This is a genomic window from Paenibacillus sp. FSL P2-0089 (assembly GCF_038595095.1).
Classification (GTDB): Bacteria; Bacillota; Bacilli; order Paenibacillales; family Paenibacillaceae; genus Paenibacillus_AQ; species Paenibacillus_AQ silagei.
This window is the reverse complement of sequence record NZ_CP152006.1, coordinates 2262611-2286138: the sequence shown is the minus strand read 5'-3', so window position 1 is coordinate 2286138 and position 23528 is coordinate 2262611. Positions and strand designations below refer to the sequence as shown.

Sequence of the window (23528 nt, the reverse complement as noted above, 5' to 3'; positions counted from 1 at the left end):
CCATGAAGCCCCCTTAAGAAGCGGTTTGCGTGGCTGTGATGAACCCCATGAAATCCCCGATCGACTGGAAATCCTCATAGGCAAAATGATCAAAATCAAACTCAATTTCAAATTCGTCTTCGATCCGGAGAATGAAATTAATCATCTGCAGGGAATCCAGACCTACATCATTCACAATATCGGTGGCTTCAGTGGCCGTGAGCAACAGCTCTGGATTGTTCTTAATTTCACTCAAGATCCGCACAATGGTATCCTGCATATCACCGTTCTCCTCGCATCATGAATTTTAAATAAACAGCCTTGCTTACTAGTTATGATACAGCCTCAGGGTTCCGGCTTCTAACTCACATTTTTATGATATGTATAGGATTTTTATTGGATTGATTGCAGCTGAGAGATTACTGTTTGGAGTAAGATCCGCTTGAGCACTTGGGTGGACGCTGCGTGAACGGACCGCTGTTTAAGCGGGGAACGAACTAATCATTAAAATACCAAACAAAAACAGGTCCCTGCTGGCATAAATGCCAAGCAAGAACCTGTATTGTAAGCTATGATGCGGTCAAGAGGACTCGAACCTCCACGATATTGCTATCACTGGCACCTGAAGCCAGCGCGTCTGCCAATTCCGCCATGACCGCATATTATGTATTACAGTGATTCAATCACCGTAATTAAGAATATACTCTCTTTGGCCGGGAATTGCAAGCTTTTTTTGTGTGTATTTCTGTAGGGAGGTGTGCCTTAAGCCAATACCTTCAGCACATCCGCGATCTTCCGCTGATGCGACAGGACACCGTAATTCATCCAGGCCATGAAATCCACCTCGTACACGCAGCGGTTGCGTACTGCAGGCAGGCTTCTCCAGATTGGGGTATCGAGCAGTTCCCGCCCCTCACCTTCCTGCCGGTCGAACGTAATGAACAAATGATCTGTGTTCAAGCCGGACAGCTCTTCAGGGCTCAGGCTCACGCACTTCTGTCCACGGGTGAGCTGCCGTACCAGGGGATTCCGCCCCAGCTCCAGATCTTCATAGAGGACACCCGCTGCATATCCCAGATGCTCACTGCCATACAGAGCAATGCCATGGGCAGAAATCCGCAGCAGTGCCACTGTCTGCCCCCGGACGCTGCGGCTGAGCTGACGTTTTGCCTGCCGGGCCTGCTGCTCATAATCGCTGATGACCTCCTGCACCCGACCCGTTCTCCCGAAGACTGCACCTGCACTGCGGAGCGTGGCACGCCAGTCCTCCTGATGGAATGGGAGCCGGAACAGCGGGGCGACACGGCTACATTCCCCCAACTGCCAGCGCTGGAAGCCGTCATCCAGCATAATCAGCTCAGGACTGTAACGGATGAGTCCTTGCCAGTCTCCGCTGGAGATATCGAACGCCGGAACCTGATCCAGCCCGAGGTATTCCTGCTTGCCCCACTTGGCATGGCAATACTGCACGACCGGAGTAATGCCGAGTGCCAGCAGATAATCCTCCAGAAAAGGAGCAAATACCCGGACGCCCTCCTGGTGGAGGCTTCTGTATTGTCCGGGAGTCACCCCTACTGTTCTTTTGAAGCGCCGGTTGAAATAATACTCATTGCTGTAGCCTGCAGCCAGGGCCACCTCATGCAGCCGGTCCCGGGTCAGCAGAAGCTGCTGCTGTGCCCGTTCAATACGCAGACCGTTCAGGTGCTCCAAGGGCATCCGGCCCGTAATTTCTTTGAAAATCTGCGTATAACGCGCACGCCCGATCCCTGCAATCTCAGCCAGCTGATCGACAGATAACGGTTCACTGCAATGCTCTTCCATATAGCGGATCGAGGCTTCCACGGCCTCACGGTCATCCTTAGCCTTCAGTACCGGAGTATTCGCCCGCATAATCAACAGCAGCAGCTCCTGGAACCGGGTCTGGGCCGCGAACCATTCCATATCCTCCGGGCGCCGGAAGCTATAATAGATGGAATCCAGCAGCAGGGCACACTGGGAGAACGGCCGGCAATCCAGATATCCCGGGCAGAGCAAATATTCTGCATGTTCCTCCTGCCCCTTATCTCCGGTGCCAGGCTTGACGTACCCTGCGGGAATCAGCGCGAACTCCATCCGGTACCAGCTGATCCCCTGCTCGCCGGCCTGAATCCGGTTCAGTGATCCGGCTTCGATCAGGAACCCGGCCCCTTTTTCCAAAGAATACCTTCTGTCCTCTGCCTTCAGCCACCCCTGCCCTTCAGACACAATGATTAGGGTATGCTCCGGATAGACTTCGGTCTGTTCATTCCCGGACGGGGAGCGTGTCACCGCTTCTATATTTATCAGGCTGTGGAGCAGCCTTCTCCTGGTGTGTTCCTGCAACTGTTCGGTCATTCTGCCGCCCCTCCTGACTGAGAATCATTATCATAGACTCCAGTGTAAAACAAAAAAGAAGATCTATCAACCTTGCGGATAGACCTTCTTCTCGCTTATAGACTAATCATCACTTCACGCCGAATTACTTCACCATAGTCTTAAGCAGATCATCCAGCTTCATCTGGTTGGCCGTAATCCCCCCTGATTGCCAGTGTGAACGCTCCATCCGGTAGATATTGCCGTTCTTGACCGCAGGCAGGTTCTTCCACAGAGGGCCATCGAGAATTTGGATCGCCTCCTGGTTGGCCGCAGTATCCCAATTCCCGTTGTCAGGGAACACAATGATATGATCCGCTTCAAGCTCGGGGATCACTTCTTCGGAGATGATCGACTGAAATTCCGTCATCTCAGCGGCCATAGGAACAGGTGTCAGACCGAATTGATTATAGAGCACACCGGTAAAACGGTTTTTGACTCCAAAAAGAGCAACGGTTTTGTCTGCCACATTCAGCCGGATCACAGCCACCTTCTCTTGTCCCAAGGCCTGCTGCAACGCGGCTTTGCCGTCTGCTACCTTCTGGTCATATTCGGCCAGTACGGCCTTCCCCTTCTCAGGAATACCGAGCGCGTCTGCAACCGCTGTAAGGATTAGCCTTGAATCCTGCAATACGCTCTCCGGCAGGCGGTAGGTTGGGGCTACCAGGGAATACTGCTCAACCTTAGCGGCATCTGCACCGCCATCGGTAATGATCAGATCCGGTTTCTTATCGAGCAGCGCTTCTATGCTGCCGCTGATATCAAATTCAGGCACATCCAGATTCAGATAATCCTGCTTGCCCCAGCTGGGATGGTACCACTGCACCACCGGGGTGACGCCAAGCGCCTTCAAGTAATCTTCCACGTAGATTCCCGCTACCCGCTGAGGGTTCGCCGGAATCTCCACCTCCCCGAATTCCCCGGTTACCGTCCGTGTTGCCCCTTCTGAAGCTGTCGCTCCGCCAGTCTCTGCAGGAGCTGCACTGGCAGCTGCCGCATTTCCTGTCTGGACATTCTTGCCGTCCGCAGCCTTGTTATTCGTTCCGCAGGCCGCGATAGCGGACATTGCCAGGATAAGTACAGCGGTCCAAATGATTTTCAGGCCCCAATTGTTCATGTCTCTCTTCACTCCTGTGTCTAATTTCATTGATAATCATTCTCAGATGATCTTAAACACAATAGTAGCATGCCAGGATCAGCTTTCAATGCACTTTCTCTGCGAAAATCTTATACAAACTTATAGTTTGACCCCGCCAAGCTGACGGAGCCCATCGTTTATAACCGGTCTCCCACATATCTGTCGCGTCCGGCCCCCATACCGGCTGCGAACAGCAGTACGCTTGCTAAGGCAAGCAGCGCAAGCGGTACATTCCAGCTCCCCGCAGCATCATGCAGCAGGCCAAACAGTGCAGGTCCCGCCGCCGCCAGCAAATATCCGGCAGACTGAGCCATCCCTGACAGCTCGCTGGCCTCCTGTGTGGTCCGGGTGCGCAGGCTGAAAAACATCATCGCCAGACCGAAGGCGAAGCCCCCGGCAATCCCTATGCAGATAGCCCATAATGCCATCAGTGCGGTACTGCCCAGCCAGACGCCAAGGATGCCCGTGATAAACAGAACCGAAGTTATCACCACCGGCAGCCGCTGGCTCTTCATCCTTCCCACCCAGAGCGGCACGAAGAAGGTGAACGGCAGCTGGGCCAGCTGCATCAGCGAGAGAATCCAGCCGGCATGGCCGGCAGACATCCCCCGCTCACCTAGGATCACCGAGAACCAGGCAATCAGCACATAATAGAGCAGGGATTGCAGCCCCATGAACAGCGTAACCTGCCAGGCGAGCGGGGAGCGCCAGACCCTTGCCGCTGAAGGGGATGCAGTGCCTGCCTGCCCTGACCCCAGACTCTTCAGCTGCGGAATCCAGAAAATCGTAGCCAGTGCAGCAATCATGAACCAGAGCGCCAGCGTCCCTCTCCACCCCAGCCCCGCACGGGTGGCCAAGGGAACACTCAGCCCCGAAGCAGCCGCTGCACATATGTTCATGGACACGGTATAGATTCCGGTCATCAGACCGATGCGGTGCGGAAATTCCCCCTTGATCAGTCCCGGCAGCAGCACATTACAGACGGCAATCGACAGACCGATCATCGCCGTACCTGCGAAGAAGGTTACCGTGCCGGAAGCCGAACGAACCAGAATTCCCATGGACAGCGTGAGCATGGCCAGCACCAGGATATTGGGCAGTCCCAGCTTGCGGGCCAGCCGGGGCGCAAACGGTGACAGCAGGGCAAAAGCCAGTAAAGGTAAAGTAGTAATCGCTCCCGCCAGAGTATTCGACAACCCCAGGTCATCCCGGATCATCTCCAGCAGAGGTCCGACGGAAGTGAACGGGGCGCGCAGGGCAGCGGCCACACAGATGATTCCGGTGACGAGCATCCATCTGCTGCGGATATCCGCAGCAGATGAGGACAAGGACAGGCTTGTCCTCTTGTTATTTTCACGGCCGAGCTTCATGTTGTACCTCCAGGTCGCAGCAAAGCACCCGTCAAGCCCGGAGCTTGTCAGTGAATACAGCCGCTATATGTATTACGCCCTTCAACCAAGGCGCATTATTTCATTATACCATATCGCTTGATAGAGCAGCCTCCTAGCCACAAGTGGAAACGGCTTTGCCGTCCTTTTAAAGGACGGTACCGTTTCAGCGAGAAATAGAAGGATAAGTTATCGTGTGCAACATATAAATTCTTATATTTGAAGAAAACCGCCGGTCTCAGGGCCGGCGGCAGGTCAACAAGTGAAACAGAATTAGAGACAGAAGGATTTAGTGATGATGACGAGCAGGATGAACAGAACCAGAATCGCTCCAGTTGAAGTGAAGACTCCGCCGTATCCCCCAATATTTTCGCTCATGTTAACTCCTCCTTTATGCCCGTATACTGTTAAAATATGTATAAAACCGCTTTTCGGTATGGGTTAAACGGCAATGAATTCCGCAGTATATTTCTAATTTAAATGTTCTCACCGTTGACAAAACGTGTAACCCGCTTTAGTATCCTAAACATAGGTTCAGTTGAGAATCAATCTCAATAACCAGATACATAACATATTACAGAAAAGAGTGAACAAGATATGCTGCGTCGTTTTTTCTCCTATTACCGTCCTTACAAGAAGCTGTTTATCCTTGATTTCACCTGTGCGGTGGGTGCCGGTCTGCTGGAGCTTGCTTTTCCGGTGGCTGTCAATAAATTCATTGATGATCTGCTGCCGGGCCAAGATTGGCCGCTGATTCTGATTGCCTGCGTTGCCCTGCTCGGGATCTATGCGCTCAATACAGCAATGAATTACGTCGTTACCTACTGGGGGCATATGCTGGGCATTAATATTGAAACCAATATGCGAAAAAAAATGTTCGATCATATCCAGAAGCTCAGCTTCCGGTTCTTCGACAACAATAAAACAGGTCACCTGCTCGGCAGAATAACCAATGACCTGAACGATATCGGGGAAGTCGCGCATCACGGGCCGGAGGATGTGTTCATTGCCGTCATGACGCTGGTCGGTGCATTTGTGCTGATGGCCGATATCAATCTTCAGCTGGCCGTGATCACCTTCATCATCGTGCCGATTATGGCCTGGGTCATTATCCACTTCGGACGCAGCATGACTGAAACCTATCACCGTCTATTCGGCAACGTAGGAAACTTCAATGCTCGGATTGAAGATAATGTCGGCGGCATCCGCGTGGTCCAGTCTTTTGCCAATGAAGAATTCGAGAAAGAGCTGTTCGCTGTGGACAACCAGAAGTTCCGCGAGACCAAGCTGATGGCGTACAAGCTGATGGCCAAAAGCTCGTCGGTCAGCTATATGATGACCCGTCTGATCACCATTGTAGTGATGGTCTGCGGGGCGTGGTTCTTCATTCAGGGAGAGCTGGAAATCGGGGAATTCGTCGCTTTCATTCTGCTGTCCAACGTCTTCTTCCGGCCGATTGAGAAGATTAATGCTGTAATCGAGAGTTATCCGAAGGGGATTGCCGGCTTCAAACGTTATCTGGAAGTCATTGATACCGAGCCGGATATCGCTGACAAACCGGATGCAGTAGCGGTTGGCCCGCTTCGCGGGGATATCAGCTTCAGCAATGTCAGCTTCGGCTATGAAGACGACCGCAAGGTGCTGGAGGATGTTAGCCTGAGCGTTAACGCCGGTGAGACGATTGCCTTCGTCGGACCCTCCGGTGCGGGGAAAACAACCATCTGCAGCCTGCTCCCCCGGTTCTACGATGTGACCGGCGGCGCGATCTCCATCGACGGGATCGACATCCGGGATATGAAGCTCAGCTCGCTGCGCAAGCAGATCGGGATCGTACAGCAGGACGTGTTCCTCTTCTCCGGCACAATCCGTGAGAATATTGCCTACGGCAAGCTTGATGCAGAGCTGCCGGAAATCTGGCAGGCTGCCCGTCAGGCCCGCCTGGAGGAGCTGATTAACAGCCTGCCGAATGGCATGGACACTGTGATCGGCGAACGCGGCGTCAAGCTGTCCGGCGGACAGAAGCAGCGCCTGGCCATCGCCCGGATGTTCCTGAAGAATCCGCCGATTCTGATTCTGGATGAGGCTACCTCGGCCCTCGACACCGAGACAGAAGCAGCAATCCAGCAGTCACTGGCCGACCTCTCGGTGGGCCGCACCACGCTGGTCATTGCCCACCGCCTGACGACGATCAAGAACGCTGACCGGATCGTTGTTGTCAGCGAGGACGGCATCTCCGAGGAAGGCCGCCACGAGGAGCTGGTGAACGCCGGAGGCACTTACAGCCGCCTGTATCAGGCGCAGTACAATGCTTAGAATATCGAAGAGTTAAAAGCAGAGCAGGACTCTAACGGCTGGTTAAGCTGGTCTATATACAAATGAAACCCTTCCGCGCAGCCTAAGGCTGCGCGGAAGGGTTTTTTGTTCAGATAAAACTCGACACTTCGGATAGTAGCGGACACCAGAGCCGTTATGTGCAAATCTTGCTCACTTTTCCCCGTCTTTCGGACTCCAGAGCGCTTATTGCTCAATTAAATGTCCAATAAGCGCATTTTCCGGCATATAACATCTCTGGAGTCCGTTAGCTACCCAAAAACAGATTTTTTCGCCTAATAAGGCCTCTGGAGTCCGCAAGGCTCCGGATTTAGAAGAAACCAAGTGTTACCGGCTTGGCTTATGTCTTATACTGCTCCAGCTTATTTCTTGGCAATATGGCACTTCAGCAGCTTGCCCTTGACCGTGGTCTCCTTCATCGTCTGCAATACAAGCGAGCCCTTACCGTTCAGAATATCGACGTAGGTCACGTTATCCTGAATCGTGATGATCCCGATGTCCTCAGCCGAAATGCCCTCAAGCTTCGCAATGGTGCCGACGAAGTCCACCGCGCGGAGCTTCTTTTTCTTGCCGCCATTGAAATAGAGCTTCATGATGTCCTGATTCATGACCTCGGTTTTGCCGGCTTTACGGACCTGCTGCTTACCCAGCTTCAGATCGAAGGCAGGTTTGGCATAGGCCACGGCATCGTCCGAGGGAGCCTTCATCTCCGGCAGGCTGAAGCCGATATAGCCTTCAATTTCCTTGACCCATTTGTGCTCGTTCGGCGTCACGAAGGTGATCGCTTTGCCGCTTTTGCCTGCGCGGGCAGTCCGGCCGGTGCGGTGGACGTAGCTCTCTTTTTCGAGCGGGATATCGTAGTTGATGACATGGGTGATGTTCTCGATATCAATCCCTCTGGCTGCAACGTCGGTGGCGATCAGATAACGGAACTGGCCCCGCTTAAAAGCATTCATCACCTCAAACCGCTCGTCCTGCTCCATGCCGCCGTGAATCTTGTCCACCGGATATTCGAGGTCGGCCATCCCGCGGAAGAGGGCATTCACCTGCTCCTGGGTCCGGCAAAAAATAATACAGCTATCCGGGTTCTCCACCGTCAGCAGGTCGCTGAGCAGTCCGAACTTGGCAGCTTGTACAACCTCAATCAAGGCATGTTCAATCGATGCTGTCGTAATTCCGCTGGCTTCAATCTCAATATCCACCGGGTCCGTCATATACTTCCGGCACAGATTCTTGATCACTTCCGGCAGTGTCGCCGAGAACAGCATCGTTACACGTTCCTTGGGCAGCTGCTTAATGATCTTCTCGATCTGCTCGATGAAGCCCATGCTGAGCATTTCGTCCGCTTCGTCAATCACCAGATATTGTATCCGGCTCAGGTTCAGCGTACCGCGCTCAATATGGTCGAATACACGGCCCGGCGTGCCTACAACGACATGCGTCTTCTGGGTCAGCTCCAGCTTCTGCGGGGCAAAAGGCTGCTTGCCGAACAGCGCTACCGCCTTGATCCGCTTGAAGCGCCCGATGTTCGTAATATCCTCTCTCACCTGCTGGGCCAGCTCCCGGGTAGGGGTCAGCACGAGCGCCTGGGGTTTGTTCTCCGCCCAATCGGCAAGCTCGCAGAGCGGGATGGCGAAGGCTGCGGTCTTGCCGCTGCCGGTCTGAGACTTGACGATCAGATCCTGCGCCTTCAGCGCCACAGGAATCACCTTCCGCTGCACCTCGGTGGGGTCCACATACTTCAGAACCTCCAGCGCGCGGATAATCTCCTCATTCAGACCATAATCACTAAACTGTACTTGTTCTTCACTCATATTATATTCTACCTCTTCTATGCTGATTGTTCCGGTTCAGGCGGGGCCAGCCCGCGTTCCATCCATCTTGCGCATTATTCCATTATAACACCTACTCCGCCCCCTGATTCCATTCCTTATCGAATTGCTCCAGAAAAATCAGCATGAACCGGTGCCGCTCCTCCGCCAATTGCTTGCCGTACGGGGTGTTCATGAGGTCCTTCAGCTTCAACAGCTTCTCATAAAAATGATTGACCGCTGTACCCTTGGAATAATCGCGGTATTCCTTCTTCAGCGATTCGTCACGCGGGGGAATCTCCGGATCATAGACCGGACGGCCCTTCGCACCGGAGAAAACCATCGTCCGCGTGATGCCGATCGCCCCGAGCGCATCCAGACGGTCCGCATCCTGGACCACCTGCCCTTCCAGCGTTGACATGGGCTCCCCCCCGCCGCCGCTGAACGACATTGTCCCGATGATCTCCATAATATGCCTGCACGCAGCTTCATCCGGCAGATGTGCGGTGAGCCATGTTTGTACTTTGAGCAGCCCCGCCTCCTTGGAGGGGTTCAGCTTCTCGTCTGCTACATCATGCAGCAGGGCAGCGATCGTGCAGATGACCACACTCGCCCCTTCCATTCTTGCGATCAGCGCCGCAGTATTCCGCACCCGGTTCGTATGGAACCAGTCATGGCCGGTGGTATCCTGGCCGAGCTGCTCCTTCGCGAAGTTCTCTGCTGCTGTAATCAGCACTGTATGATTCATTATGATTGCTCCTTTATGGAAAATAATGCAGGTCTTGCGCGGTTGCTCCTGATCCGCTATAATGTGCTGTAATCCAGCCGGAAGGGAATTGATTCGCATGAACCGCTTGTCCATCATAACGAATCAGCTTCATCATCACAAGCAGCGTTAGCACACCTGAATTCATTCAGGGAGGGCTAACGCATTTCGCGTTCGACCTCCCTGCGGCATAGATAAGCGCGCAGGACCATGGGGTCCGGCGCGTTTTTTATTTTACCGGAATTCACATCTAAAGGAGCTGTGCTGTATGCAAAATATTAAAGGAACTTACGATTACTTTGGCCGGGAACAGGCCATCCGCCAGAAGGTGCGCACTACGCTGCAGGAGTTGTTCGAGCTGTACGGCTTCGAATCGATGGATACAACCCTGCTGAATGAGCTGGAGCTGCTGACCTCCAAATACGCCGGGGGCGATGAGATTCTGCGCGAAATGTACCAGCTGGCCGATCAGGGCGGGCGCAGGCTGGGGCTGCGTTACGATCTGACGATCCCTTTTGCCAAGGTGATTGCCTTAAATCCGGGCATTGAATTCCCCTACCGGCGGTATGAGATCGGGAAGGTGTTCCGGGATGGTCCGGTCAAAAAAGGCCGCCTGCGCGAATTCCTGCAATGTGACGCCGATGTCGTCGGTATTGCCGGCCCGCAGGCGGAAGCGGAGCTGATGCAGCTCGCCGCAGAGGCGTTCCGCCGCCTTGCGATTCCGGTTGTGCTGAAGTGGAATAACCGCCGCTTCCTGGGTGAGATTCTCGGATCGGTCGGGGTTCCGGCAGAGGAACAGCTCTCGGTGATGCTGACCCTCGACAAGCTGGCTAAGATCGGCAGCGGCGGGGTGCTGGCAGAGCTGACGGACAAGCAGCTAACCGCTCAGACGGTTACACTGATCTCAGAGCTACTGGAGCTGAAGAACCCGGGATTCAAGGAACTGGTGGAGCGGTATAAGCTTGAAGGGCTGCCGGGGACGCTCGAAGTGCAGGCCTTGCAGCAGCTGATTGATGCGGTTGGACTTGCGGACATGTGTGTCTTCGATCCATTTCTGTCACGCGGGCTGTCATTCTATACAGGGACTGTATACGAAATCTTTGATGCCACAGGCGGCTATCCCTCAAGCCTGGGCGGCGGGGGCAGATATGACGACATCATCGGCAAGCTCGTGGGGCGTGATGATATCGAATACCCTACCGTGGGGATCTCCTTCGGCATGGAGTCGATCATGGCCCTATTAGGCGAACGCCGGGAGCAGGCAGCGGCGGAGCGTTCCGGCGTTCTGATCGTTCCGATCGGCGGGTATGTGCCGCAGGCGCTAGTTGCTGCTGCTGCGCTGCGGTCGGCAGGCATCCGGGTCACGGTGGACACTGGCAAGCGCAAGCTCAAAAAAACGCTGGCCACAGCCAGCGCCAAGGGCATCCGCTATGTGATTATGGTCGGAGAGAGCGAAGCCGCTGAGCAGAAGCTGCGGCTGAAGGATATGGAGCTGGGGAGCGAGCAGCTGGTTACAGCGGCGGAGGCTGTTCGCTTGACTTCGCAATAATGGTTGTTAAGTAAATTGGAGTATCTCCCCCTCGCCTGTTTGGCTATCAGTATAGGATCAGTTTCAGATTACGCGTGGCGACAACATATTGTTGCATTTTATGCAGGATTTCGTATCGCTCCACAGTTAAAGGGTAAGAATCTGCAAGCAGTCCTTATTAACAGTCTTTATTATCAGTCCTTAACATCCATAGAAGCTGTCTGTACCCTGCGCGAGCTGTCCCTGTACGCTTTGGGCGAAAGACCGCTGCTGTTCTTAAACACACGGTTGAAGTGGCGCACGTTGCCGAAGCCCGTCTCCTCAGCGATTCTGCTGATCTTCTCCCCGGTGAAGGCCAGCTTCCTGCGGGCCTCCTCCATGCGGATATGCGTGACAAATTCGCTAAAGGTGACGCCTGTCTTCTGCTTGAACAGATTGCTGAAATACACCGGGTTCAAATATACTTTATCCGCTACCTCCTTGAGGCTCAGCGGATGATGATAATGCTGCGAGATATAGCGCTGGGCCACAGTGACCGGATCGATAGCCTTCATCTCTCTGGATTCGGCAATGCAGCCGGTCAGGGTGAGCAGCAGCCCACGGCATTGCTCGGCAAGCTCCTGCCGTGAAGAGAGGCTGCACACCTCGAACAGGATGGTGCGGATATCCTTCGAGCCCAGCCATGATTCGGTAACCCCAAGCTCCTCCGACAATTCATAATAATACAGCAGCAGCTTGCAGATTTGCTGGTGAATGCTCTCGGGTGACTCGGCCATGCTGCACAGCTCTTCGATCATACGCTCCACAATCGGGCCGATGCCGGCCTCTTTTCCGCCGGTAATCGACTTCTCCAGCAGCTCCCAGGACCACTTCAGGGGGCTGCTGCCTTCGTTGGGGCGCTCCTTCATTTTGGCATAATCCAGCAGCCTGTCACCGCCTTCAATCAACCGGTACAGCAGAGCAATTCCGGCCTCGTTGTAGGCTCTGGGGATGCCTGACAGCCCTTCTGCCGGATTGCTGACCCCGATCGTCACCGTCAGATTGGACAAGGAACGGATCTGCCTGCGGATCAGGTCCCCCAGTGCCCCAGGCGCCGACAGAGAATACTGCGGATCTGCTGTATTCAGCAGGGCAACCACCTCAGTATCCGACTGCACGAAGCTTATTCCTACGGCCTGACGATCGATCATCTCCTGGACGACCTGCTGGATATACAGGAGGAACAACGACGCATCTCCCCGTTCATAACGCTCCTTCTCCACGGAATGCTTATCCAGCTTGATGACCATGCAGATGAAATAGGGATGACCGAAGGCGAAGCCCAGCTCACGCAGCAGCCGCAAATCGCTATCTTCCGTCTTGCCTTTCAGCAGACTGTCCGCCAGATGACCGGCCACATGCCGTTTCAGCACAGGCTCCACCTGCCACGGCTGATCGCTTCGCGCAGACTGCGTGTGACGCTCGGCCAGCTCCTGCCCCAGCCGCTCCAGCACACGGCCCAGCTCCTGGCGTTCCACCGGCTTCATCAGATAGTCCTTCGCCCCCTGGCGCATGGACTGCTGCACATAAGCGAATTCATCATAACCGCTGACCACGATGGTCATCAGATCCTTGAAGCGTCCCGCAGCCAATTGCTGCAGCTGGATACCGTCCATCCGCGGCATGCGGATATCGGTGAGCAGCACCTCCGGAGACAGCTCGGCCAGCTTGTCGAGTGCATCATAGCCGTCGCTGGCTTCACCGACCACCTCCCAGTTGCTATCCAGGCTGGTAATCATTTTGCGCAGTCCTTTGCGGAAGACCGATTCATCGTCCACAATCAATATTTTAGGCAACCCCGTCATCCTCCCTTGCTCTGCCCTGATGATGAATGACCGGCAGCTTGAGCACGGCCTTGAAGCCCTGATACGGCATACTCTCCAGTGAGAGGCCGTATTCCTCCCCGTAATGCAGCACGATCCGGCGGTGGACATTCAGCAGCCCGTTGCCTGAGCGCCCGCCAAGCTCCTCCGTATTCCGCAGATGCAGCCGGAGTGCCTCCAGTGCTTCTGCATTCATACCGATTCCGTCATCCTCGACTGTAATGGTAAGCACCTGATTGCTGCTGCCTGCGGTCAATGTAATCACGCCCCGGCCCACCCCCTGGTCCAGCGCATGATTAATAGCATTCTCAACCAGCGGCTGGATCATCAGCGGAATGACCTCGCAGTCCAGCAGGGAGGGCTCAATATTCATCGTGAATTGAATCCGTTCCTCATAGCGCATCTGCTGGATGGCCATATATCCGCTTACATGGTCCAACTCATCCTGCAGCGTCACATGCTCCTTGCGCCCGCTCAGACTGTAACGCAGCAGCTTACTCAGGTTGTTAGACATGGTTATAATCTCCGGGCTGCCCTCAAGCTCGGCATACATACTAATTGAGCCCAGTGTATTGTACAGAAAATGCGGATTGATCTTGCTCTGCAGCGCGGCAATCTGCGCATCCTTTTCGCGGATTTCCGTCTCATAGAGCAGATAACCCAGCTCGCTGAGCTTGGCAATCATGCCGTTAAACGAATGGCCCAGCAGCCCCACCTCATCCGTCCCGCTCACCGGAAAAGCCTGACTCAGATCGCCGCGCTCAACACTGCGCATCAGCCGGCTCAGCTTGCGCAGCGGCTGGGTGATCCGGTAGGCGATGAACACATACAGCAGCAAGGCTAGGCCTACACAGATCACGCCAATGAGAATAAGATACGTGCGCAGCACCTCGGTATCCTTCATCAGACCGGACACCGGCACAACGCCCACGGTCGTCCAGCCGGTCACCTCAGAGGTAACATGCGCGACCAGCAGCCCTTCGCCCCCGGACTTCACATGGCTGACCCCTTCTCCCTTTTTGCCGTAGGAACCATCAGCTACTCCCTGCGGAATTCCGTGATCCTTGCCGGTCACCAGGTTGCCGGAATCATCGGTAATATACAGCAGCTCCTGGGGGTCCAGCGTGACCTTGGACAGAATCTCACGGATGAACTTGGGGTCCACATCAATGACAATGTACCCGAGTGTGACGCCGTCATCGAAGCTGCGCAGCTCTCTTACGATGGAGAAGGCCTGATATACATTTCCGCCGCTGGACCTTAAATCATGCGTGGCCACATAGACTGGCTGTCCATAATGACCCTTGAACTTATTCAGCCAGCTCACATTCTCATCCAGCTTGTAAGTCGTGACATACTGGCTCTCCGGCATGACCACATAGGAGGCTCCGCCCGTACCATACAGGGATACGCCCAGAATATCGACCCGCCCGTTCAGGAACACCTGGGTGACGAAGCTGTTGAGTCCGCTGATCTCATCCAGCGTCAGGGGTTCGCCGGGAGCACGCTTCGTGGCCAGATAATCGGTCACCTTGGGATATTGATAGGGCATCACGGTCAGCCGGTTCAGCTCATTCATATAGGTATCGATATTCAGGGTAAGCTGCTTCAGCGTCTGGAGCTGGTAATCGCCTACCTTGCGCTCCGTCGTTTCGGTGAAACGGGCAAAGGCGAAATAGCCCATCAGTCCCAGCGGAAGCACAATGAACACGACATTGATAAGAATAAGCTTGCGCGCAAGCGCCAGGTTCCTGAACCAGCCGCGAAAGGATTTCAACCGCATTCCCCCCTTGCTCCCTTACAGTCATTTCTTCAGTTGAAGGTTGATGCTGTCCACCGCCTGCTGCAGAGCCTGCGCCGGACTTTGCTCCTTGTAGATCATCCGCTCAAACTGCCGGATGATCTCTTCATTAATACTCCACTGCTTCATATTCCGCGGCCAATAGACTACGGAGTTGGCGGTATTCGCATAGTCACTGCGGAATTTCAGCGCGGAATACGCCCCGCTCTCCACGACCTTCCGGGAGCTCGGGACATGGCCCGCCTCCGCCCACATCACCCCGTGCTCAACGGCCCAACGGGCAAAAGCCATCGCCGCCCTCCGTTTCTCCGTACTCATCTCACTTTGGGCCGGAATCGCCAGCGTATGGAATCTCCCCAGACGGCCGGATGATCATAAATGACCGGAACCGGCACAACCCCCAGCTCCAGCTTCTCAGCCTTCTCAAAAGCGCCTGTGCCCCATACCCCGGTAATCAGCACCGCCGCCTCCCCGTCATAGAACAGCTTGAAGGCATCATTGATCCCCGGCGGAATCAGCTCCCGCTGGTACAGACTGTTGACGAACTCCAGCGCCTGTAACGATGCCTTATTATTGAAGACCGCCTGTGTGCCGTCCGGATTGTAAAAGACACCACCGCCCTCGATCTGATTGTACAGGCTCCACCATAACCACACGGAATCAATCCGTGTGCTGGGCAGAGCCAGCGGTGCGACACCGGGCGGAACGGACTGCTTCAGCTTTTGCAGAAAAGCGGTAAAGCCTTGCTCTCCCCGGCCGATCACCGGTTTATCCGCTGTGTCCAGCAGCCCGGCCGCTCTTAAATATTTCTTGTTATAGTAGAGCACCAAGGTATGCGTATCCAGAGGCACCGCATAATGAGCGCCTCCGTAGACGGTGGATTCGGCAATTTTGGTGCTGAACTGGCCCCAGTCCAGGCCCGTCTCCGCAGCCAAACCGTCCAGCGATTCAATATAACCGTTCTGCACGAACTGCGGGAGATTGGTGGCATGGATCACCGCCAGATCCGGCGCATTGCCGGACAGAATGGCTGTCCGCAGCCGGGAATAGTAATCATCCAGCCGGGAGTTGATCTGATCGACCCGGATATCCTGATGTTCCTTGTTGAACTGCTCCACCAGCCCGGTCATGAAGATATTGTCTCCCCCGCTGAACGGGGTCCAGTATTCGAGAATCACCGGCTGGACAACAGGTGCCTGCGGCGGCTCCTCCCTCTCTGCGCTGCACCCTCCCAGCAACAGCAGGGCAATCAGCATAATTGAAAGCGTAATCAGTTTATTCCGTCTGTATCCGGTCTTGCAGCTCGTATCTCTCATATGAGTAAGCCCCCGTCTTGCTTCCCGTCTATGAATCTCCCGGCTCATTCACTCTTCTGCCATATATCCATATAATCTATACTGAAGCTGCCTTGTCTGTCAAAAAGAATGATCTCGTTCGGCCCCCTCTGTAATTTCAGCTCCAGCTGCCAAAGGGAAGGCATATTGCGTTCCTGCGAGAGGGGGGAATAGAGCGTCTTCGCACCTCCGTTCACCGCCAGCTCCAGCTTCGCGTCCAGCGAAGCATTCATCACCGCCACCAGCACCGTATAGGTTCCGCTGTGCGGGACCTGAAGATGGCTGAACTTCAGCGCAGCTCCGCTGCCGCTTAAGACAGCCGCTGCCCCGCCCGAGGCAAAGGGATTATCCTCTGCCACCGCGTTCCCCTCCATGGCTTGAGCCTCGCCTTCATATCGCGGAATTTCAATCGCTAGCACTTCTGCCGCAGCACCCTCCGGCAGCTCTATAGCTACTGTATTCTTCCCGGCTGTGAATGGCAGACTCAGATAAGCATAACCGGTCTGGCCCTCGCCGGATGGCGGCAGTGGAAGCGCCGCCGCCGGCCCGCCATTCACCGAGACTGCCGCCCCGGCCGGTTCTCCGCCCGGATTCACATAATGCACCAGCAGCGGGAGCATGCTGTCCACCGTGGACGGCAGGGACGGGAATTCCAGCTTGTTCCCGCTGCGCAGGGCCGCTTCCGCCCGGAACACGCCCATGCCTGCGGGAACCGGGATGGCCTCACTCAGCGGCAGCGGCTTGCCGAAGACCGGCAGGCCGTCAGCGTCCCAGCTAACCGGCTGGGCCCGTGCCTTGCGGTTGTTCCAGCCGTCCTCCGCCCCTGTCGTGGCATGATAGACGATCCACTGCTCACTTCCGTCCGGCGAGACCGTGAATGAATTATGCCCCGGACCGTAGACTCCGGCGGCTTCATCCATGGCCAGCAGCGGCTGTTCCGCCTTGATCCAGTCTGCGGCCTCCAGCGGGTTGCCGCCCGGCTTCAGGGCAAGCAGTCCCAGGCTGTAGTACGGAGTCCAGCTTCCAGCACCGGAAAATACAATGAAGACACGGCCGTTATGATGAAGGACGGACTGGCCCTCATTAATATAAGGCGGGCCTCCGGCCTGCTCCCAGGGAAGCAGCGGCTCGCTCAGCAGCACCCGCGGTCCGCTGATCGTCAGCGGGTCACTCATCGGAGCAATATAGGTATTCTGCGCAGCGTTTGCCTCCCCTTCCCAGCCGGACCAGACGAAATACATCTCCCCGTCCACCTCCATCGCCAGCCCGTCGATCGCCCATTTATTACTGCTGTCAGTTACCTGGCCCTTGAAGGTATAGCTGCCCAGCGGATCACCGCTGTCCGCTTGCAGCACATACATCCGGTGGTTCTCGTTCTGTCCGTCATCTGCGGCAAAATAGATATACCAGCTTCCCCGGATATACTGCAGCTCGGGTGCCCAGAGATTCGCCGAGTAGGCTGTCTCCGCCGGCGGGTACCATACGACCTTCCGCTCCGCCTGGCGGAAATCCAGGGTGAGCGACTTCATCACCATAATATCCGTTCCATTATGGGTGAAGGTCATATAATAATATCCATCCTTGTAGATCACACTCGGATCAGGCGTATCGATCTCGGCCAGCGTATTCTTGAATGTTCCCCCATGCCCCTTATAAACTTCATCCTTAACGCCGTTATTGGGCTTCAGCAACAAGTATGCACCTCCTGCGAGTATAAAGAACAGAAGCGCCGCAAGGGAGTAGATTATTGTACGTGAATTTTTGCCTGCCCATGCCTTCTGCTGTGTATCAGGTTTCATGCTCATCTGCTTCCCTCCCCGTCTTCCGCTATTTCACTCCCGAGCTGGTAATCGCCCTAACGAACGACTTCTGGCCGGCAATGAACAGGATCAGCACCGGCAGCGCCGCGATGGTGGTCATGGCCATTAATTTACCATAGCTCTGGGTATAGCTGCCTGTGGCCATCATGGCAATCCCTGCGGTGATCGTCCGCATCTCCGGAGAGGTGGTCGCGTACAGCGGCCAGACAAAATCATTATAAATCCCCATAAAAGTGAAAATCCCCAGTGTCGTCATGATCGACACCGCTGAAGGCAGCAGAATTCTCCGATACAGATTCCATTTGTTCACCCCGTCGATCCGGGCTGCTTCCTCGATCTCCTTCGGGAAGGAGACAAAGAACTGATACAGCAGGAATACCCCGAATGCCCCGGCGGTAGCCGGGAGGATCAGCGCCTGATACGTGTTAATCAGACCGAGTGTATTGAATTCAATGTACATCGGCAGAAAGGTCAGTACGCCCGGAATCATCAGCGAAGCAATGAACATCGCCAGCAGCGTGCGGCGCAGCGGCAGATCCGGCAGACGGGCCAGGGCAAACGCCGCCATAGAATCGATCAGCAGTACGATCGCTGTGCCCGCAATCCCCACCGACAGGGAATTGACAATCCAGCGCAGAATCGGGGTATTCATCAGCTCCCCGCTCAGCCCCTGGACGAAATTATCAAGCGTCGGTTTCTTCGGCAGGAAGTTCATCCGCCCGGAGAGGGCTTCAAAATCATTTTTGAACGCCGTCGACAGCATCCAGACCAGCGGCAGCAGCACGAATAGCGCAATCAGGATGGCCAGCAGCAGCAGGCCTGTTTTTTTGGCTTTTCCCATCTATACCTTCTCCTTCCGGTTCGTAAGACGGAACTGTACGATAGACACCAGCATGATCAGCAGCGCCATCAGAATCGCCATTGCCGAAGCCGAACCGATATCCTTGCGCACGAACGCCTGGTCCAGCACATTGATCAGCAGCACCCGGGTGGTATCTCCCGGCCCCCCGCGCGTCAGCAGGAACGGCTGGGCATAAATATTGAAGGAGGCGATGGTTGAGGTGATCATTACGAACAGCATGACCGGCCGGATGGAGGGCAAGGTAATGGACACGAAACGCTTCCAGGCGTTCGCCCCGTCCATGGAAGCCGCCTCATAATAGTCCTCAGGCACCTCATTGAGCGCATTCACAAAAATAATCATATTGAAGCCGATCGTCCACCAGAGTGTCGTAAGCACCAGCGCAATCCAGACCCAAGGCGTAGCGGTCAGCCAGGGGATGCCGGTTAAGCCCAGCTTTTGCAGCAGACTGTTAATGAACCCGGCATTGGTATCGAACATCATCAGCCAGATGACAGCCATCACGGAAGCTGACAGCGCGTAGGGCAGGAAATAGAAGGTGCGGAACAGGCCCCTGAGCTTCGCCGGCAGAGCGTTGACCAGCATTGCGATCCCCAGCCCGGTAATGATCAGCAACGGAACCGAGTACAGGACAAATTGAAGAGTGGTCCACAGCCCCCGGAAGAAAATACTGTTCTCATAGGTCCCCGGGGTGAAAATAGTAATATAATTGCGCAGCCCCACAAAGGGGTGGGCGGCAGACAGCAGCTCGAAGTCCTGCAGGCTGATGATAAAGCCATACAGAATCGGGAAAAGCAGAAACAGCCCGAAGGCAGCCAGATAGGGCAGCACGAACAGAAATGAGGTCAAGCGTGAAGTCCATAGGGTTTTCAAAAGTGATTCCTCCTTAGCATAAGGATAAGGAAAAGCGGGAAGCTCCCGCTCCCCGCCATACCAACCGAAATATCCGCTCCACGGATAGGCTACTTCATCGCCTGACGGGATTTGGCTACAGCATCATCCATCGCCTGCTGCGGTGATTTTTTGCCAAGAAGGGCACTGCTCAGCTCTCCCCATACCGGCTCGATAATGGTCCCCCAATTCAGCACATTCGGTGCGAACTGTACGGAGGAGAAGCTCTGGGATACCGTACTCTGGAACTCCATAGCCTTGAATTCGGCGCTGTCCATCACGGTCTTGGAAGCTACCGCCTGCCCGGACTCCGCCCAGTCCAGCGAGTTGCCGGAGACATATTTCAGGAAATCGCCGATACCGGCCAGCTTCGTGCTGTCTGTCACGGCCTTGGGAACGACGAAGCCATGCGAGCCTGCATAAATCGCCTGCTTCACCTTGCCGATCTGCGGCATGACAGCGACGCCATAATTCAGCCCGGCTTCATCGAACTGGGATTTCATCCACGGCCCGTTGAACTGGATGGCGTTCTTGCCCTGCAAGAACAGGGTATTCTCACCATCCTGCTGCACATTGGCCGGGGAGACTCCCTTGTCTACCATATCACGCAGCCACTGTACCATTTCAACCGCTTCAGGTGAATTGTAGGCTACATCCGTTCCGTTCCAGAGTTCCCCGCCATTCTGCCAGACGAGGGATGGGAAAATGAACTGCTGCGGCCAGAGGGTCGGCACCACGTATCCATAGACCCCCTTGGATTTGTCCGTCAGCTTCAGCACAGCGGCATCGAATTCAGCGCGGTTCGCTGGAGGTGCAGTGATGCCCGCCTTCTCGAACAGATCCTTGTTGTAATACATAACAACCGGATGAATGTCCAGCGGGATCGTATACAGCTTATTGTCGATAGTGGCATATTTCACCGGAGCTTCGGCAAAATCAGCCGGGTTGATCCCGGCCGCGGCCGCCAGCTCATCCACAGGCTGCAGTTGCTCCTTGCTCTGGTACGTCGGCACCTGATCGACATGCATAATCATCAGGTCCGGCTGTTCCTTGCCGGTACTGAGCGCTACATCAAGCTGTTTGTAATATTCGCCATTCGGCTGGATCACGAAATTCACTTTATACTTATCCTGGGAGCTGTTGTATTTATCAACGATTTTCTTCATGAACGGGCCGTCCGAGCCGGAGAAGGGTGACCAGAACAACAGCTCTGTCTTTTTGCCGCTGCTGCCGCCTCCGTCCGCGCCCTGTGTGGCCCCTCCGCTGTTCGCGCCGTTATTCTTCGCATTGTTGCCGCCGCAAGCGGTTACAACCAGTGCCAGCATCATACCCATCAGTAAAAGTGATGCTCCCTTTTGCATGGATCGCTTCATCTGTATACTCCCCTTTGACCGGTAATTCAAAGCTGACTGCTCTTTGATGTCTATATGTTACCGCCGCGGGGGAGCGCAATAAATGTCCTCAGGCTAGGATCAGTGGACATATTTACAGATTGCACAGCTTCATTCTACTTGCACAGGTTCGATTCTCTTGAACAAAAAGCGGGAGTCCGCCAGATAATCCTTTAGATAGGCCAGCGCATACGGCTGTTCTTCGCGCAAGCTGGGGTGCTCATCCGGATTGGTAATATGATGGCTGTAATTCCCGATCATGATCATAATGAAGAAGCATTCCAGCTTCCGTTCGTAATCAGGTTCCAGCGCACGGATGCTGCTGTAGCCCCGAATCAGACTCCTGCGCTGCTCCGTGGACAGCTCCAGCAGAGCAGCAGCCAGATCATACAGGTAGAAGCCGTAGCCGCAGAGGCCGAAATCAATCGCCCGGGGCTGGCCGTCAGCGAACACCACATTCCCAAAGTGCAGGTCACCATGGATCAGGCCATAACTGCCGGGGTCTGGCGTCATGGCCTCGAGTTCACCCGGGATTCTGGCGGCGGCAGCCTGATAGAGCTTCCACCATGCTTCAGGGACCATAAGTTCATGATGCTTCTCCAGCTTATCCCAATCCTTACGGAAGCTGTCCGCTCCCCAAGCCGGACGGATGAACTCCGCCGATGGTACAAACTGTTCGCCCGCTTCATGCATCCTGGCCAGCATCACGCCTACAGCGTGGAGCTGCTCATCTGTCAGATTGCCCGCTGCATGTTCACCTTCGACCCAGCGCATCAGGGTAACATAGTTGAACTGCTGCTTTTCGCCGCCAGGTTCATTGCCAGGTTCATTGCCAGGTTCATTGCCAGCCTCAAGGATATATCTGCCGCTTGAATCGGGCAGCCCCACGGGGACAACCAGCTTCGCTTTCTGACTGAGATGGCTGAGCCATTCCAGCTCCGACAGAATTTCAGACCGGTTGCACCGTTCGCCATGTATCCGCAGCAGCAGCTTGCCCGCAGTTTCCGTCTCTACCTTGAACGTGATACTGTCGGACTGCTTAATATATTCAACTTTTTTCCAATCCAACTCATATGCCTTAAGCGCCCGCAGTACTATATCCCTTGCTGCTGTTCCTAATTTCATCTTCCTGCCCCCTCATATGGATGTCTGCATTCATTATAGGGTTGGCGGAGGCAGCGGACATAGATAATAGACAGGTATAACCTAACTTTTGCACACAAGTGGAAACGGCTTTGCCGTCCTTTTTAAGGACGGTATCGTTTCAGCGAGAAATATAAGGATAAGTTATCGTGTGCAACATATAAATTCTTATATTTAAACAAAGAGGCTGTTCCAAGAGTCATGATGCGACTTCTTGGGACAGCCTCACTGTGTAGGGTGGGGTCAGGTTTAGGTGTTTGTGTGATTGAGTACCTTGCATGCTTGTGTGCCTTGTGTAGGCGCTTCTGTGACACTTGTGTGTGGACGCTTGTGTGTGAAGACTGGTGAGTGAACGCTTGTTTGCGGACGCTTCTGTGTTAAACGCTGCGATTGTATTTCATACAATAGATTTCACTTTAACCGGTACAATCACTCATTCTCCTGTATTTCATACACTAGATTTCTGCATATATGCCCCAAAAGACCGCCTGTGCAAAATTCTGCTGTACAGAGTGCAGCAGATACTAATTTTCGCGGGGTTTTAGAGGAATCTAGTGTACATAATGCAATTGAAGCCAGCTCAAGCTGAATCTCACAAGCAGACACGGCCAGTTACGCGCCTTTGTGACCTCTACCCTCTCTGCTTGCTTCCATACACAATCTTCTTAATACTGTCGACCGACAGGCAGAATTGCTCCGCCAGTTCGGTTACGCTCAGTCCGCTGGCATAGTGCTCACGAATGGACTGGTTCCGGGCGCTTAAGTAGGATCTGCCGCCGGAGCTCTCCCCCCACCGCTTATGCTGCCCCTCGGGCTTCGGGATATAGAGCATCCCGCCCTGCATGTATTTCTGAATCTCCTGCAGCAGTTGCTGCGGCAATACCAAATCTGCATTTACATATTTCATTTCCCGCTCCGCTCCTCTTAAGTTATTTCAACTTATCAAGGCAGCAGAGTCTATCGGACAGGTGTTCACAGAGGAACTGGTGAATCGTTACAGCGGAGTATTGCTAACCGCTCTGCACATTAACCGCTGTGTGGTCCATAGACTCTGCGCAGAGCTGAGCATTAATCTGCTCATGAAGTTTCCTC

At 54.6% G+C, this 23528-nt stretch carries 19 protein-coding genes and 1 tRNA gene; 2 read left to right on the top strand and 18 right to left on the bottom strand.

Annotated elements, in window-relative coordinates; all coding sequences use genetic code 11:
- Positions 1-13 precede the first annotated feature (13 nt).
- From NST69_RS09230 to NST69_RS09205, 6 genes are all read right to left on the bottom strand, one after another.
- Entirely contained in the window at positions 14-259 is a 246-nt protein-coding gene (locus NST69_RS09230; protein WP_042238312.1) for a phosphopantetheine-binding protein, read from the bottom strand.
- Positions 260-554: 295 nt separating this feature from the next.
- A tRNA-Leu gene (locus tag NST69_RS09225) sits at positions 555-638 on the bottom strand.
- A gap of 103 nt (positions 639-741) precedes the next feature.
- A complete protein-coding gene (locus NST69_RS09220; protein WP_342549079.1) occupies positions 742-2352 on the bottom strand; it encodes a helix-turn-helix domain-containing protein in 1611 nt (536 codons plus the stop codon).
- Between the two features lie 124 nt (positions 2353-2476).
- On the bottom strand, positions 2477-3487 hold the full coding sequence (locus tag NST69_RS09215; protein WP_342549078.1) for an ABC transporter substrate-binding protein: 1011 nt from the start codon (positions 3485-3487) through the stop codon (positions 2477-2479).
- A gap of 158 nt (positions 3488-3645) precedes the next feature.
- Entirely contained in the window at positions 3646-4878 is a 1233-nt protein-coding gene (locus tag NST69_RS09210) for an MFS transporter (protein WP_342549077.1), read from the bottom strand.
- A 291-nt stretch (positions 4879-5169) separates the two neighbouring features.
- The gene (locus NST69_RS09205; protein WP_209874443.1) at positions 5170-5274 is read right to left on the bottom strand and encodes a YjcZ family sporulation protein; all 105 of its coding nucleotides are present in this window, start codon (positions 5272-5274) and stop codon (positions 5170-5172) included.
- A gap of 219 nt (positions 5275-5493) precedes the next feature.
- Between NST69_RS09205 and NST69_RS09200 the strand changes: the two genes are divergently transcribed.
- Positions 5494-7209, top strand: a complete 1716-nt coding sequence (locus tag NST69_RS09200) for an ABC transporter ATP-binding protein (protein WP_342549076.1) — start codon at positions 5494-5496, stop codon at positions 7207-7209.
- Positions 7210-7589: 380 nt separating this feature from the next.
- Here the strand turns inward: NST69_RS09200 and NST69_RS09195 are convergent, their stop codons facing one another.
- Together NST69_RS09195 and NST69_RS09190 are read right to left on the bottom strand one after the other, a co-directional pair.
- Positions 7590-9041 (bottom strand): DEAD/DEAH box helicase, encoded by a 1452-nt coding sequence (locus NST69_RS09195; protein ID WP_342549075.1) that lies wholly within the window; start codon positions 9039-9041, stop codon positions 7590-7592.
- Positions 9042-9132: 91 nt separating this feature from the next.
- Positions 9133-9786 (bottom strand): HD domain-containing protein, encoded by a 654-nt coding sequence (locus tag NST69_RS09190; protein ID WP_342549074.1) that lies wholly within the window; start codon positions 9784-9786, stop codon positions 9133-9135.
- A 286-nt stretch (positions 9787-10072) separates the two neighbouring features.
- Here NST69_RS09190 and NST69_RS09185 point away from each other — a divergent pair, with 286 nt between their 5' ends.
- Positions 10073-11353, top strand: a complete 1281-nt coding sequence (locus NST69_RS09185; RefSeq protein WP_342549073.1) for a histidine--tRNA ligase — start codon at positions 10073-10075, stop codon at positions 11351-11353.
- A gap of 173 nt (positions 11354-11526) precedes the next feature.
- Here NST69_RS09185 and NST69_RS09180 read toward each other — a convergent pair whose 3' ends face one another.
- The 10 genes from NST69_RS09180 to NST69_RS09135 form a co-directional block, all read right to left on the bottom strand.
- The gene (locus NST69_RS09180; RefSeq protein WP_342549072.1) at positions 11527-13167 is read right to left on the bottom strand and encodes a response regulator; all 1641 of its coding nucleotides are present in this window, start codon (positions 13165-13167) and stop codon (positions 11527-11529) included.
- Entirely contained in the window at positions 13160-14971 is a 1812-nt protein-coding gene (locus tag NST69_RS09175; RefSeq protein WP_342549071.1) for a sensor histidine kinase, read from the bottom strand. The genes NST69_RS09180 and NST69_RS09175 overlap by 8 nt, the downstream gene beginning before the upstream one ends.
- A 27-nt stretch (positions 14972-14998) precedes the next feature.
- A complete protein-coding gene (locus NST69_RS09170; RefSeq protein ID WP_342549070.1) occupies positions 14999-15286 on the bottom strand; it encodes a hypothetical protein in 288 nt (95 codons plus the stop codon).
- Positions 15287-15309: 23 nt separating this feature from the next.
- Positions 15310-16311: an extracellular solute-binding protein gene (locus NST69_RS09165; RefSeq protein ID WP_342549069.1), complete on the bottom strand. Its 1002-nt coding sequence runs from the start codon at positions 16309-16311 to the stop codon at positions 15310-15312.
- Between the two features lie 44 nt (positions 16312-16355).
- Positions 16356-18134 carry a family 43 glycosylhydrolase gene (locus NST69_RS09160; RefSeq protein ID WP_342549068.1) on the bottom strand — a complete coding sequence of 593 codons (1779 nt, stop codon included), beginning with the start codon at positions 18132-18134 and terminating at the stop codon, positions 16356-16358.
- A gap of 22 nt (positions 18135-18156) precedes the next feature.
- A complete protein-coding gene (locus NST69_RS09155; RefSeq protein WP_036725349.1) occupies positions 18157-18990 on the bottom strand; it encodes a carbohydrate ABC transporter permease in 834 nt (277 codons plus the stop codon).
- On the bottom strand, positions 18991-19884 hold the full coding sequence (locus NST69_RS09150) for a sugar ABC transporter permease (RefSeq protein ID WP_342549067.1): 894 nt from the start codon (positions 19882-19884) through the stop codon (positions 18991-18993). It lies immediately after the preceding gene.
- An 89-nt stretch (positions 19885-19973) separates the two neighbouring features.
- A complete protein-coding gene (locus NST69_RS09145) occupies positions 19974-21275 on the bottom strand; it encodes an ABC transporter substrate-binding protein (RefSeq protein WP_209874475.1) in 1302 nt (433 codons plus the stop codon).
- Between the two features lie 129 nt (positions 21276-21404).
- Positions 21405-22418, bottom strand: coding sequence for a phosphotransferase (locus tag NST69_RS09140; protein WP_342549066.1), 1014 nt, complete (start codon positions 22416-22418; stop codon positions 21405-21407).
- A gap of 649 nt (positions 22419-23067) precedes the next feature.
- Positions 23068-23343: a CD3324 family protein gene (locus NST69_RS09135; RefSeq protein ID WP_342549065.1), complete on the bottom strand. Its 276-nt coding sequence runs from the start codon at positions 23341-23343 to the stop codon at positions 23068-23070.
- Positions 23344-23528: the final 185 nt, after the last annotated feature.